Below are 12,961 nucleotides of genomic sequence, written 5' to 3'. Positions count from 1 at the left end.
CATATTAGTTAAAAAAGCCAGATCTCCTGTTTGGGGTCTGGCTTTTATGGTATACTTAGGATATGCATAGAAAAACAGTGATTGATTTTAGGGCTTTGGGCGAGCGATACACCTTTATTAAGCCTATCAAAGAGTTAAAAACGAGAGATTTAGCAGAAGTAGCAGACTTGCTAGCACAGGTGGAAAGCTACCAAGAGAATGGCTATTATGTAGTTGGTTATGTCAGCTACGAGGCTGCACCTGCTTTTGAGAAAAAATTAGTAGTACACTCAGGTCCCTTGTTAGGAGAGTATCTCCTCTATTTCACCGTTCATGAAAGTGTAGAAAAATCAAGTATACCTCTGACTTATGAGGACGTAGATTTGCCGTCAAACTGGCAGGAAGTCACTTCTGCAGAGGACTATGAAAAGGCTATTGACCAGATTCATCATCATTTAAGACAAGGCGATACTTATCAGGTTAATTATACGGTTCAACTTAAACAGCATTTAAGTGATAATCCTTTTGCTATCTACAATCGTATGGTGGTAGAGCAGGAAGCAGGTTACAATGCTTATGTTGAACATGACGACATGGCAGTGATTTCCATGAGTCCAGAACTCTTTTTTGAACAAAATGGTCGTGAATTGATGACTCGTCCTATGAAGGGGACGACTAAACGTGCTCTGACTGATGCTGAAGATTTGAAAGAGGCAGCTTGGTTGGAACAAGATCCCAAAAATCGTTCAGAAAACATGATGATAGTGGACCTCTTGCGAAATGACATGAATCGTATTTCTGAGGTTGGTAGTGAGTATGTGGAGCGTTTATGCCAAGTGGAGCAGTATTCTACAGTGTGGCAGATGACTTCAACTATCAAGAGTCAGTTACGACCAGATGTTGACCTAGTTGAAATTTTCCGTTCTCTATTTCCATGTGGCTCCATCACAGGAGCTCCCAAAATAGCGACTATGGAAATTATCAAGAACTTGGAGCCGCAAGCAAGAGGAGTCTACTGTGGTACTGTTGGTCTCTTGCTTCCAAATGGACGACGGATTTTCAATGTGGCTATTCGAACTATTCAACTGCATCGAGAGAAAGCCATCTATGGAGTCGGTGGAGGCATTACATGGGATAGCACTTGGGAGTCAGAATACCGCGAAGTCCAGCAAAAAGCAGCGGTTCTTTACCGAAAACAGCCTCGTTTTCAGCTGATTACGACAGGGAAAATCAGTCAGAAAAAATTGCTCTTTGAAAAGCAACATGTAGAAAGACTGCAAAAGGCTAGTCGTTATTTTGCCTTTCCATTTGATGAAGATAGTTTGATACAAGAGATAGAGAAGGAGTGCCAGTCTTGTGACCTCCACCAAGACTATCGTTTGCGACTCAGTCTTAGCAAATCCGGAGAGGTTGAAATCGAACGACAAGTATTAACACCACTTAGTTCTAACTTCTGTCAGGCAAAACTATGTCTACAGGAGGCTGATTTGCAACAACCCTTTACCTACTTTAAAACCACACACCGACCACATTTGACAGTGGGAGAGCAGGAAATCATCTATCACACTGCTGATGGAAAATTGCTTGAAACCTCTATTGGGAATCTGGTCTTAAAAATGGATGGCAAGCTCTATACCCCACCTAGTACTCTTGGCCTGTTACCAGGGATTTATCGCCAGCATTTACTTGAAAGCAGGCAGGTAGAAGAGAAGGTCTTGACAATAGAAGATTTGGCACAAGCAGAAGCCATCTATGGCTGTAATGCAGTTAGGGGCTTGTATGAGTTGTCAGTAAAGGAGCACTAAATGAAACTCATATTTTTACACGGTTTAGGACAGTCAGCAGATAGTTGGAAAGAAGTTCAGGATTTGCTGGCAGATTATCCTTCTGAAGCCATAGAGTTATTTCCTACTGGAGTTGGGACTTATCAAGAAGCCAAAGAATGCATTTATCAGCACTTATCAGAGGAGACAGAACCTTTTGTCCTAGTCGGTTTGTCTTTAGGGGCTGCACTTGCATTAGAATTGTCAAGTTACGATCTGCCAAATCTTCAGGCCTTGGTTTTATCAGGTTGTCCATTGAAATTAGCGGGAAACATCCCTTTTTATATTCAATCTCTGATATTTAAACTACTCCCAAAAAGGATATTTGAGAAGCAGGGAGCAGACAAATCGCTTTTAGTTGGAGTATCTGAAGAATTAAAAACACTTGATTTAAGAGAGATTGCAAAGAATTGTTCATATCCAACTTTGTTAATCTGTGGTAGTCAGGATAAGCCTAATCTAAAGTCTATGAAAGGTCTGCAACAACTGATTCCAAATTCTCAGATTCAGATTATTCTTGATGGACCTCATGTTCTGAATAGGGCCAAACCAAAAGAGTTTGCAGAAATAACTAGAAGTTTTCTTGAATTGCTGAAATAAGTTTGATAAAATAATATGGAAGTTGATATTATCATAAAGGAGAAAAAGATGAGTCAAAAGATTATTGGAATTGACCTTGGTGGAACTTCTGTCAAGTTTGCAATTTTAACTCAAGAAGGAGAAATCCAAGAAAAATGGTCTATTAAGACTAACATTTTGGATGAAGGGAGCCATATCGTAGACGATATGATTGAATCAATTCAACATCGTTTGAACTTGCTTGGATTGTCAGCTACGGATTTCCAAGGGATTGGTATGGGTTCACCTGGTGTGGTTGACCGTGAAAACGGAACTGTTATCGGAGCCTACAACCTCAACTGGAAAACTCTTCAACCAATCAAAGAAAAGATGGAAAAAGCCTTGGGTATTCCATTCTTTATCGACAATGACGCTAACGTAGCTGCTCTTGGTGAGCGTTGGATGGGTGCTGGTGAAAACCAACCAGACGTTGTCTTTATGACTCTGGGTACAGGTGTTGGTGGCGGTATCGTGGCAGAAGGCAAATTGCTGCACGGTGTTGCTGGTGCTGCTGGTGAGCTTGGTCACATCACTGTTGACTTTGACCAACCAATCGCATGTACCTGTGGTAAAAAAGGCTGTCTTGAGACAGTGGCTTCAGCAACAGGTATTGTCAACTTGACTCGTCGTTACGCGGATGAATATGAAGGCGATGCAGCCTTAAAACGCTTGATTGACGACGGTGAAGAAGTAACAGCTAAAACTGTCTTTGACTTGGCAAAAGAAGGGGACGATCTTGCCTTGATCGTTTACCGTAACTTCTCACGTTACTTGGGTATTGCATGTGCCAACATCGGCTCTATCCTAAATCCATCAACGATCGTTATCGGTGGTGGTGTATCAGCTGCCGGAGACTTCCTTCTACAAGGTGTGCAAAAGGTCTATGACGAAAATACCTTCCCGCAAGTTCGCACAACAACGAAATTGGCTCTTGCGACTCTAGGAAATGACGCTGGAGTGATTGGGGCAGCATCTCTTGTCTTGCAATAAGAAGCAAAAGAAGGAGAAAATCACTATCTTGAAGCGAGTGATTTTCCTCCTTTCTTTTTTTATGCTATACTAGTTAAGAATAAACGTTGAGGTGAGAGTAAATGACAAAAGCAGATACGATTTTTAAAGAAAATATTGAGCGAATTCTCAATGAAGGAGTCTTTTCAGAACAAGCTCGTCCCAAGTATAAGGATGGAACAGTAGCTAACTCCAAGTACATTACAGGTGCTTTTGCGGAGTATGATTTGTCTAAGGGTGAATTTCCAATCACGACCTTGCGTCCAATTGCTATCAAATCAGCTATCAAAGAACTACTTTGGATCTACCAAGACCAGTCCAATAGCCTAGAAGTTCTCAATGACAAGTACAATGTTCATTACTGGAATGACTGGGAAGTTGGAGATACAGGGACAATCGGTGAGCGTTACGGGGCTGTTGTTAAAAAGCACGACATCATCAATAAAATCCTCAAGCAGTTGGAAGCTAATCCTTGGAACCGTCGCAATATCATCTCTCTCTGGGATTACCAAGCTTTTGAGGAGACTGATGGCCTTCTTCCTTGTGCCTTCCAGACCATGTTTGATGTACGTCGTGTAGATGGGGAAATTTACCTGGATGCAACCTTGACTCAGCGTTCTAACGATATGCTGGTTGCTCATCACATCAATGCCATGCAGTATGTGGCTCTTCAAATGATGATTGCCAAACACTTTGGTTGGAAAGTTGGAAAATTCTTCTATTTTATCAATAACCTTCATATCTATGACAATCAATTTGAACAAGCTCAGGAATTGCTCCGTCGTGAACCTTCAAATTGCCAACCACGTTTGGTCTTGAATGTACCAGACAAGACCAACTTCTTTGATATTAAAGCAGAAGATTTTGAGTTGGTTGACTATGATCCAGTGAAACCGCAGTTGAAGTTTGACCTAGCTATTTAATACTCTTCGAAAATCTCTTCAAACCACGTCAGCGTCGCCTTACCGTAGATATATGTAACTGACTTCGTCAGTCATATCTACAATCTACGGCTAGCTTTCTAGTTTGCTCTTTAATTTTCATTGAGTATAAAAGAATAGAAAAAAAGAAGTTGGAAATTCCAACTTCTTTTTTATTAATTAGCGTGATACGCGACGGCGAGCTGCTTTTTTACGATTTTCTTCGATGAAAGCTGCTTTTTGTTCTTCTGGTTCAATCACTTTCTTTTTGAATGCGTATACTGCACCTGCAACAGCAGCAACAGTTCCTGCAACACCTGTTACGAGACCTTTAGCAAATCCTTTAGCCATGAGTCTTCCTCCTTTTATTTATAAATCAGACGGAAATAGCTTAAGATATAGCATTTTTCTGCCTGTCTATTTTGTGATATAATAATAGTAACGAAAAAATGGGAATTTTTCAAGGAAAAACGATGAAAAGCAAAATAATTGTGATTGTTGGTCCAACTGCAGTTGGAAAGACTGCCCTAGCCATTGAAGTTGCTCAGCGATTCAATGGTGAAGTAGTCAGTGGGGATAGCCAACAAGTCTACCGAGGCCTAGATATTGGGACTGCCAAGGCTAGTCCGGAGGAGCAGGCAACTGTCCCTCATCATTTGATTGATGTGAGAGATGTAACCGAGTCTTACTCGGCTTTTGATTTTGTTTCAGAAGCTAAAGTAGCCATCGAGAATATTCAAAGTCGAGGTAAGCTTGCTATTATTGCAGGTGGGACAGGTCTTTATATCCAGAGTCTGCTAGAAGGATATCATTTAGGTGGGGAGACACCACATGAGGACATTTTAGCTTATCGTGCTAGTCTAGAGCCTTTTTCAGATGAGGAGTTAGCCCAGCTCCTAGATCAAGCAGGCCTTGAAATTCCCCAATTTAATCGTCGTCGTGCCATGCGTGCCTTGGAAATTGCCCATTTTGGTCAAGATTTGGAAAATCAAGAAAGTTTATATGATCCGCTGATTATTTGCTTGGATGATGAGCGTAGTCAGCTTTATGAGCGTATCAATCACAGAGTGGACCTGATGTTTGAAGCTGGACTTCTAGACGAAGCCAAGTGGTTGTTTGACCATTATCCAGATGTGCAGGCTGCTAAAGGAATTGGTTACAAGGAACTCTTCCCCTATTTTCGTGGAGAGCAGAGATTGGAGGAGGCTAGCGATAGTCTCAAGCAAGCGACTCGCCGATTTGCCAAGCGCCAGTTGACCTGGTTCCGTAACCGCATGCAGGTGACTTTTTATCAGATAGGAGAATCGGGTGTTAAAGAGCGTATTTTAAGCCAGATTGAGGAGTTTTTAAATGATTGAAACGGAGAAAAAAGAGGAACGAGTCCTGCTCATTGGTGTTGAGCTCCAGGGCATGGATAATTTTGACCTCTCCATGGAAGAGTTGGCTAGTCTAGCTAAGACAGCTGGAGCAGTTGTGGTAGATAGCTACAGACAAAAACGAGAAAAATACGACTCTAAGACCTTTGTCGGTTCTGGTAAGTTGGAAGAAATTGCTCAAATGGTGGACGCAGAAGAAATCACGACTGTCATCGTCAATAACCGTCTGACACCTCGACAAAATGTCAATTTAGAGGAAGTCTTAGGTGTCAAGGTCATTGACCGTATGCAGTTGATTTTAGATATCTTTGCCATGCGAGCTCGAAGCCATGAAGGTAAGCTACAAGTTCATCTTGCACAACTCAAGTATCTCTTGCCTCGTTTGGTTGGTCAGGGGATTATGCTCAGCCGTCAGGCAGGGGGAATTGGTTCCCGTGGTCCAGGTGAAAGTCAGCTGGAGCTGAACCGTCGTAGTGTTCGCAACCAGATTACAGATATCGAACGTCAACTCAAGGTGGTTGAGAAAAACCGAGCGACAGTTCGAGAAAAACGTTTGGAGTCAAGTACCTTTAAGATTGGTTTGATTGGTTACACCAATGCTGGAAAATCAACCATCATGAACACCTTGACCAGTAAGACCCAGTATGAAGCAGACGAGCTCTTTGCGACTTTAGATGCGACGACTAAGAGTATCCATCTGGGAGGCAATCTCCAAGTAACTTTGACAGATACCGTTGGCTTTATCCAAGATTTGCCGACAGAGTTGGTGTCCAGTTTCAAGTCAACCTTAGAAGAAAGCAAGCATGTGGACCTTCTGGTTCATGTTATCGATGCCAGCAATCCTTACCACGAAGAGCATGAAAAAACAGTTCTTTCCATCATGAAAGACTTGGACATGGAGGATATTCCTCGCCTGACCCTGTATAATAAAGCGGATTTGGTGGAGGATTTTACGCCGACCCAAACGCCTTATGCCCTTATTTCTGCCAAGTCTGAGGATAGTCGTGAGAATTTTCAGGCACTATTTTTAGAGAAAATCAAGGATATTTTTGAATCTTTTACCTTGCGCGTGCCTTTTTCAAAATCCTACAAGATTCATGATTTAGAAAGTGTTGCGATTTTGGAAGAACGTGATTATCAGGAGGACGGCGAAGTGATTACAGGCTACATTTCTGAAAAAAACAAATGGAGGTTAGAGGAATTTTATGACTGATATCAAAACTTTGGCTCTAAAATATGGGGGCTATACAAGTCTAGACAAGGTCTATCTAGATCAGCTTCTAGCTGGAAAGACAGAGCAGGAGCAGTTGGCACTGATCACACCTCCGCCGAGTGTAGTTAACGCCTACTTTGCTGAACTCTACCAGAAAAAGAGTCCTGAGGCTGCGACGGATTATTTTGCAGAACTCAGTCAAGAATTGAATCTTTACAATGTTGAACCAAGTTTCACCTTAGAAAGTAAGCCTTTTATTCGGCTTAATCTGTCTGGCAAATCCTTTGGTTTTTGTTATGAGAGTGAGGGTCTGGGTAGAATTTTCTCTGAAAATAAAGAGGTTATTTCAGAAGACTTGCTCTTTGAGATTGCGCAAATTTTCCCCCATCAACTAGTCTTTGAGGAGTCTGGCAAGATCTACATGAAGGCTGTCGGGGACGAGGAAGTTGTTAGCGTGGAAAATCTTACAGCTTTGACTGATTTGGAAAGTTTGGCTGATGGTCGCAAACGTCTAAAAGGCTACAGCCAAGAGGATTTATTGCAAGAAGCTGTTGCTTTTTCTGGCAAGCGCTATTTCCAATCGGAAAACCGCACTGCCATGTTATATATTGATTAATTAGAAAGTATCGAATGGATATTCAATTTTTAGGAACGGGGGCTGGCCAGCCCTCTAAAGCCCGCAACGTTTCAAGTCTCGCCCTGAAACTCTTGGACGAGATTAACGAAGTCTGGCTCTTTGACTGTGGAGAAGGTACGCAAAATCGCATTCTGGAAACCACGATTCGACCACGCAAGGTCAGCAAAATCTTTATCACACACTTGCATGGAGATCATATCTTTGGTTTGCCAGGATTCCTTTCTAGCCGCGCTTTTCAGGCCAATGAAGAGCAGACAGATTTGGAAATCTATGGTCCCCAAGGCATCAAATCTTTTGTCTTGACCAGTCTACGAGTGTCAGGTTCACGCCTGCCCTATAAGATTCATTTCCATGAGTTCAACCAAGATTCTCTAGGGAAAATTCTTGAAACCGCTAAATTTACAGTTTATGCGGAAGAGTTGGATCACACTATTTTCTGCGTGGGCTATCGTGTCATGCAAAAGGACCTAGAAGGAACCTTGGATGCTGAAAAACTCAAGGCGGCAGGTGTCCCATTTGGCCCACTTTTTGGGAAAATCAAAAACGGTCAGGATGTAGTCCTAGAGGACGGAAGAGAAATCAAGGCTTCAGACTATATCTCAGCGCCACGTCCAGGTAAGATTATTACCATTTTGGGAGATACTCGAAAAACAGATGCCAGTGTGCGTCTTGGTGTCAATGCAGATGTTCTTGTCCATGAGTCGACTTATGGCAAGGGTGATGAGAAAATCGCCCGCAATCATGGTCACTCAACCAATATGCAAGCTGCGCAGGTTGCAACAGAAGCAGGAGCCAAACGACTCTTACTCAACCATATCAGCGCCCGTTTTCTTTCAAAAGATATCAGCCAGCTAAAAAAAGATGCGGCAACAATTTTTGAAAATGTCCATGTAGTTAAAGATTTGGAAGAAGTGGAAATCTAGAAGATTGAGAAAGGAAAAGTATGTCTACTATTCTCATTACAGGTGCTAGCGGGGGTCTAGCCCAAGAAATGGTCAAACTCTTACCTCAAGACCAACTCATTTTGCTAGGTAGAAATAAGGAAAAATTAGCTCAACTATACGGAAATCGTCCTCAGGCAGAATTGATTGAAATTGATATTACCGACGCTCAAGCCTTAGAAGAACTAGTTACTGAACTCTATCAGCGTTATGGTAAGATTGATGTTTTGATTAACAACGCTGGCTACGGGATTTTTGAGGATTTTGACAAGATTTCTAATCAAGATATTCATCAAATGTTTGAGGTTAACACCTTTGCTTTGATGAATCTGTCTCGTTTGGTTGCTTCTCGTATGAAGGAGATTCGAAAAGGTCATATCATCAATATCGTCAGCATGGCAGGATTGATTGCGACTGCTAGGTCAAGTCTATATTCTGCGACCAAGTTTGCGGCCATTGGTTTTTCAAATGCTCTTCGCCTTGAGCTCATGCCCTATGGTGTCTATGTGACGACTGTTAATCCAGGACCTATCCGTACAGGATTTTTTGATCAGGCAGACCCAGATGGGACCTACCTCAAATCGGTCAATCGCTTCCTACTCGAGCCAGATGCAGTAGCTAAAAAAATTGTTAAGACCATAGGCAAAAACAAACGCGAGCTCAATCTCCCAGCCTTGCTGAATCTAGCCCATAAGTTTTATACCCTCTTTCCTAAGTTAGCAGATAAGTTGGCTGGGGAAACTTTTAATTATAAGTGAGAAAGTTGTTCCCTTGAGGAATGGCTTTTTATTTTTTTCGGTTGCTAATTTGTAGAAAAATACCACATGAAAAACAGACAGTTTATAACGATTTAGCCACTTTAAGGTATAATAGTGATAAGAAAGCAGAAAAGAGAGGATAAACTTCGAGTCTAACATAACTGAAAGTATATCTATAGCCGAAGCTTATGAAGTCAAGATAAAATAGGATTAAAAGAACTTGACCTTTTTCAGATTGATTAGACTGTAAATTGGAGTTAGGAATATTCTTAGAATAGATGAAGAAAATAAAAAATGTTAAAACATCTTGACATTTTATCTATTTGGAGTATAATAAAAAATGTAAAGGGCTCTTAACATTGTTTTAACAGATTGGAGGAACAGGACCATGAGAAAAATGGATGAAATGGACAGAGCGATTCAGCTACGTTCTGAGGAATGGGGTTATAAAACTGCTCTATTTGGCTTATGTGGATGGACAGTATTTAATATTTATCAATCTATTACAAAAGGCATTGAACTTGAAATGTTACCATGTCTGATTTTATGTTTATCTATTTCTGTTCAAGGATTTGCACAAACTGCCATAAAACAGAAAATGATTGACGGTGATGAAGATTTCAAAGAACCTAATAAACTTGTTCAAGGAATATTTTTGATTATTGTTATCCTTATCGTAGTTTTGGCGATTGGCATTTATTGTTTTCAGAAAGACTAATGCTGTATGAAAAATAATATCAAACAGTTAAGAAAGTCTGAAGGACTACGTCAGGAAGATATGGCAAGAATATTAGGCGTTAGTCGACAAACCATAATTGCTATAGAGAATGACAAGTACAATCCTACACTTGAACTAGCAATGAAAATTGCAAGATTGCTACGACTACATGTTGAAGAAATTTTCATTTTAGAAGATTAAAGATATCAGATAGCATTTATTCTAATCATCTGATTCGTAATGATAGAGAGTTTTCCAGTTCATGGAAACTCTCTTTTTAAAGCTTAAAAAGAGTCTACTCAATTTTACCCTTGTCCATCAGTATACCTATCGTAAAACTAGTATAAAAATTGCAAATAAACAGCTAAAATAGTATACTAGAACTAGCAATTATGAAAACGTTTGCTTTTCATTAATTTTAGGAGACAAGACATGGAATTAACAGCCATTTATCATAGACCAGAATCAGAGTATGCTTATCTTTACAAAGAAGGTCGGCTACATATCCGAATTAGAACAAAGAAAAATGATGTCCAGAAGGTTATCTTACACTATGGAGATCCCTTTATTTTCATTGAGGATAAGTATGAAGCCAAGAAAGAAATGACCAAAGTAACCTCAGATGCCCTATTTGACTATTGGCAGGTTACGGTATCGGTTGACTTTGCACGGATTCAGTATCTCTTTGAGCTCCTTGATGAGGAAGGTCAGGGTGTTTTTTACGGTGATAAGGGTTGCGTAGAACATACTCAAGAAAACTTGGATGCGGAAGGAAATGGCTTTAAGCTTCCTTATATTCACGAAATCGACGGATGTCAGGTTCCTGACTGGGTTTCAAATACCGTTTGGTACCAGATTTTTCCAGAACGCTTTGCCAATGGGAATCCTAAATTGACTCCTGATGGAGCTCGAGAGTGGGATGCTGGCATTGCACCTAATAGGGATGATTTTTTTGGTGGAGATTTACAAGGGATTATTGATCATTTAGACTATCTTAAAGATTTGGGAATCACTGGACTTTACCTATGTCCGATTTTTGAAGCTACAACCAATCACAAGTATGATACAACGGATTATTTTGAAATTGACCGTCACTTTGGAGACAAGGAAGTCTTTCGTAATCTAGTCGAGGAAGCCCATAAACGGGGCATTAAGGTCATGCTTGATGCGGTGTTTAATCATATCGGCTACCAGTCAGCCCAATGGCAGGATGTCTTAAAAAACGGAGAAAATTCTCCTTATAAAGATTGGTTCCATATCCAAGAATTTCCAATTACAGAAGATAAGCTTAAGAAAGCGAGAGAACTCCCTTATCATACCTTTGCCTTTGCTAGTTACATGCCTAAGTTGAATACAGCTAATCCGGAGGTTAGGGACTATCTTCTCAGTGTTGCAACTTACTGGATTGAAAATTTTGATATCGATGCTTGGCGCTTGGACGTTGCTAATGAAATTGACCATCAGTTCTGGAGAGATTTCAGAAAGGCAGTTCTCGCTAAAAAGCCTGATTTGTATATCTTAGGTGAGATCTGGCATACCTCACAACCTTGGCTACAAGGGGATGAGTTCCATGCAGTTATGAACTACCCACTCTCTGAAAGTATCAAGGATTATTTCTTGCGTCAGCGTAAAAAGACAGAGCAGTTTATTTCAGAAATCAACAGCCAGTCTATGTACTACAAGCAACAAATCTCAGAGGTGATGTTTAACCTTTTAGATTCTCATGATACAGAGCGAATCCTTACAACTGCCAAAGGAAATATCCAGCATGTCAAGGCTGCCCTGACTTTCCTCTATCTTCAAAAAGGGACCCCTTGTATCTATTATGGAACAGAGTTGGCACTAATTGGTGGACCAGACCCTGATTGCCGTCGTGTCATGCCTTGGGACCGTGTATCTGAAGACAATGACATGCTGAATTTTATGAAGAAATTAATCAAGATTCGTAAGGAATCGGCAAGTATGATTCAGCATGGAAATTATCGCTTGGAAGAAGTGGAACCAGATGTTCTTGCCTTGAGCTGGAACTACCAAGGAAAAGAAGTTCAGGCAATCTTTAATCACTCTTCTGAGAATTTTATCTTAGACAGAGATTCAGTTGACTTAGCGAGTCATTGCCAGTTTGAAGATGGTCAGCAAGTCATCTTACCAGATGGATTTGTAGTTACTATTTCTGAGTAAAAAGGATTAAAATAATGGCACTCAAGGAAGTTTATGAGTATTTTCGTCACTATGATAAGGAAACTTATCAGGTTGTCGCCTGCATGGGCAATGAACCATCGGAAGAAGATGTTCAGGATTTTGAAAATCAATACGGCATTCGTCTGCCAGAAGATTTCAGGGAATTCACCATGTCATCTCTGGGAGGTCTCTTTATGGAAGTTAGAGAAGAGCTATGGCCAAGAGCCAAGGCTTACGATGTAGCACCATTTTGGACCTTCTGTCGAGGTATTAAAGTCTTGGGAATTGCAAATGGCATCCCAGATTTCTTAGACATTCGTCTTAAAACCAAGGAATTACACGCTCTGGGTTTTGTGGATTATATTCCATTTCTGTCTATCATCGGGGATGGAGATGTGGTTTTTTGCTTTGATAAGGACAATCATATTGTAGCTCTAGATTGGTATAATAGTGGCGAATCGGAAGAGCTTGAATGTGATTTTTCAGAACTTTTACTCCATCAAATTGCCGAGCTAGAAGAGCGTAAAAATGAGATGGTCAAGATGTTAAAAGAAGGATAATCAGTAATCGAAGGTAAATTCAGAATAGTTTTTCAGTAACAGCTGTTTCTATAAGTGAAACAGCTGTTTTGACGTATTTTTCTAAATGTACATTCAGATTTTTATTATTTTCTACAAAATATAGAAAAAACAATCAAAAGTATGATTTTTACAGTCATAGTATTGAAGTTTCCTATATTATTTTATAAAATAGAAGTAATAATTACAAAATAAGTATAGCGCTTTCAAC

Annotated in this window: 14 protein-coding genes; 13 read left to right on the top strand and 1 reads right to left on the bottom strand. The window is 40.4% G+C overall.

Features of this window, described 5'->3' with window-relative positions; genetic code table 11:
• The first annotated feature begins 62 nt into the window (after window positions 1-62).
• The 4 genes from pabB to NMM19_RS01005 all read left to right on the top strand — a co-directional run bounded on the left by pabB (window position 63) and on the right by NMM19_RS01005 (window position 4,351).
• Window positions 63-1,784, top strand: coding sequence for an aminodeoxychorismate synthase component I (gene pabB / locus NMM19_RS01020; RefSeq protein WP_178895287.1), 1,722 nt, complete (start codon window positions 63-65; stop codon window positions 1,782-1,784).
• Complete coding sequence (locus NMM19_RS01015) at window positions 1,785-2,402, top strand: alpha/beta fold hydrolase (RefSeq protein ID WP_178895286.1); 618 nt, start codon at window positions 1,785-1,787, stop codon at window positions 2,400-2,402.
• 48 nt (window positions 2,403-2,450) lie between these two features.
• A complete protein-coding gene (locus NMM19_RS01010; RefSeq protein WP_178895285.1) occupies window positions 2,451-3,410 on the top strand; it encodes an ROK family glucokinase in 960 nt (319 codons plus the stop codon).
• 101 nt (window positions 3,411-3,511) lie between these two features.
• Window positions 3,512-4,351, top strand: a complete 840-nt coding sequence (locus tag NMM19_RS01005; RefSeq protein WP_178895284.1) for a thymidylate synthase — start codon at window positions 3,512-3,514, stop codon at window positions 4,349-4,351.
• A 177-nt stretch (window positions 4,352-4,528) separates the two neighbouring features.
• Here the strand turns inward: NMM19_RS01005 and NMM19_RS01000 are convergent, their stop codons facing one another.
• Window positions 4,529-4,699, bottom strand: coding sequence for a DUF3042 family protein (locus NMM19_RS01000; protein ID WP_001051780.1), 171 nt, complete (start codon window positions 4,697-4,699; stop codon window positions 4,529-4,531).
• Window positions 4,700-4,821: 122 nt separating this feature from the next.
• On the opposite strand from NMM19_RS01000, the gene miaA reads away from it, so the two are divergent.
• The 9 genes from miaA to NMM19_RS00955 all read left to right on the top strand — a co-directional run bounded on the left by miaA (window position 4,822) and on the right by NMM19_RS00955 (window position 12,732).
• Window positions 4,822-5,706 (top strand): tRNA (adenosine(37)-N6)-dimethylallyltransferase MiaA, encoded by an 885-nt coding sequence (gene miaA, locus NMM19_RS00995; RefSeq protein ID WP_178895283.1) that lies wholly within the window; start codon window positions 4,822-4,824, stop codon window positions 5,704-5,706.
• Window positions 5,699-6,937: a GTPase HflX gene (gene hflX / locus NMM19_RS00990; RefSeq protein WP_178895282.1), complete on the top strand. Its 1,239-nt coding sequence runs from the start codon at window positions 5,699-5,701 to the stop codon at window positions 6,935-6,937. Before miaA ends, hflX begins: the two co-directional genes overlap by 8 nt.
• Window positions 6,930-7,553: a cystathionine beta-lyase gene (locus NMM19_RS00985; RefSeq protein ID WP_178895281.1), complete on the top strand. Its 624-nt coding sequence runs from the start codon at window positions 6,930-6,932 to the stop codon at window positions 7,551-7,553. The genes hflX and NMM19_RS00985 overlap by 8 nt, the downstream gene beginning before the upstream one ends.
• A 14-nt stretch (window positions 7,554-7,567) precedes the next feature.
• Window positions 7,568-8,497: a ribonuclease Z gene (gene rnz, locus NMM19_RS00980; protein WP_178895280.1), complete on the top strand. Its 930-nt coding sequence runs from the start codon at window positions 7,568-7,570 to the stop codon at window positions 8,495-8,497.
• Between the two features lie 20 nt (window positions 8,498-8,517).
• Window positions 8,518-9,273 carry an SDR family oxidoreductase gene (locus NMM19_RS00975; RefSeq protein ID WP_178895279.1) on the top strand — a complete coding sequence of 252 codons (756 nt, stop codon included), beginning with the start codon at window positions 8,518-8,520 and terminating at the stop codon, window positions 9,271-9,273.
• A 388-nt stretch (window positions 9,274-9,661) separates the two neighbouring features.
• Window positions 9,662-9,991 carry a hypothetical protein gene (locus tag NMM19_RS00970; RefSeq protein ID WP_006152229.1) on the top strand — a complete coding sequence of 110 codons (330 nt, stop codon included), beginning with the start codon at window positions 9,662-9,664 and terminating at the stop codon, window positions 9,989-9,991.
• Window positions 9,992-9,997: 6 nt separating this feature from the next.
• Window positions 9,998-10,192, top strand: coding sequence for a helix-turn-helix transcriptional regulator (locus tag NMM19_RS00965; RefSeq protein WP_006150191.1), 195 nt, complete (start codon window positions 9,998-10,000; stop codon window positions 10,190-10,192).
• A gap of 231 nt (window positions 10,193-10,423) precedes the next feature.
• Window positions 10,424-12,172, top strand: a complete 1,749-nt coding sequence (locus tag NMM19_RS00960) for a glycoside hydrolase family 13 protein (RefSeq protein WP_178895278.1) — start codon at window positions 10,424-10,426, stop codon at window positions 12,170-12,172.
• Between the two features lie 14 nt (window positions 12,173-12,186).
• On the top strand, window positions 12,187-12,732 hold the full coding sequence (locus NMM19_RS00955) for an SMI1/KNR4 family protein (protein ID WP_178895277.1): 546 nt from the start codon (window positions 12,187-12,189) through the stop codon (window positions 12,730-12,732).
• Window positions 12,733-12,961 lie beyond the last annotated feature (229 nt).

The sequence above is a fragment of the Streptococcus sp. CF8_St5-17 genome (genome assembly GCF_024295665.1).
Taxonomy (GTDB): domain Bacteria; phylum Bacillota; class Bacilli; order Lactobacillales; family Streptococcaceae; genus Streptococcus.
This window is presented reverse-complemented; position numbering and strand designations above follow the sequence as displayed.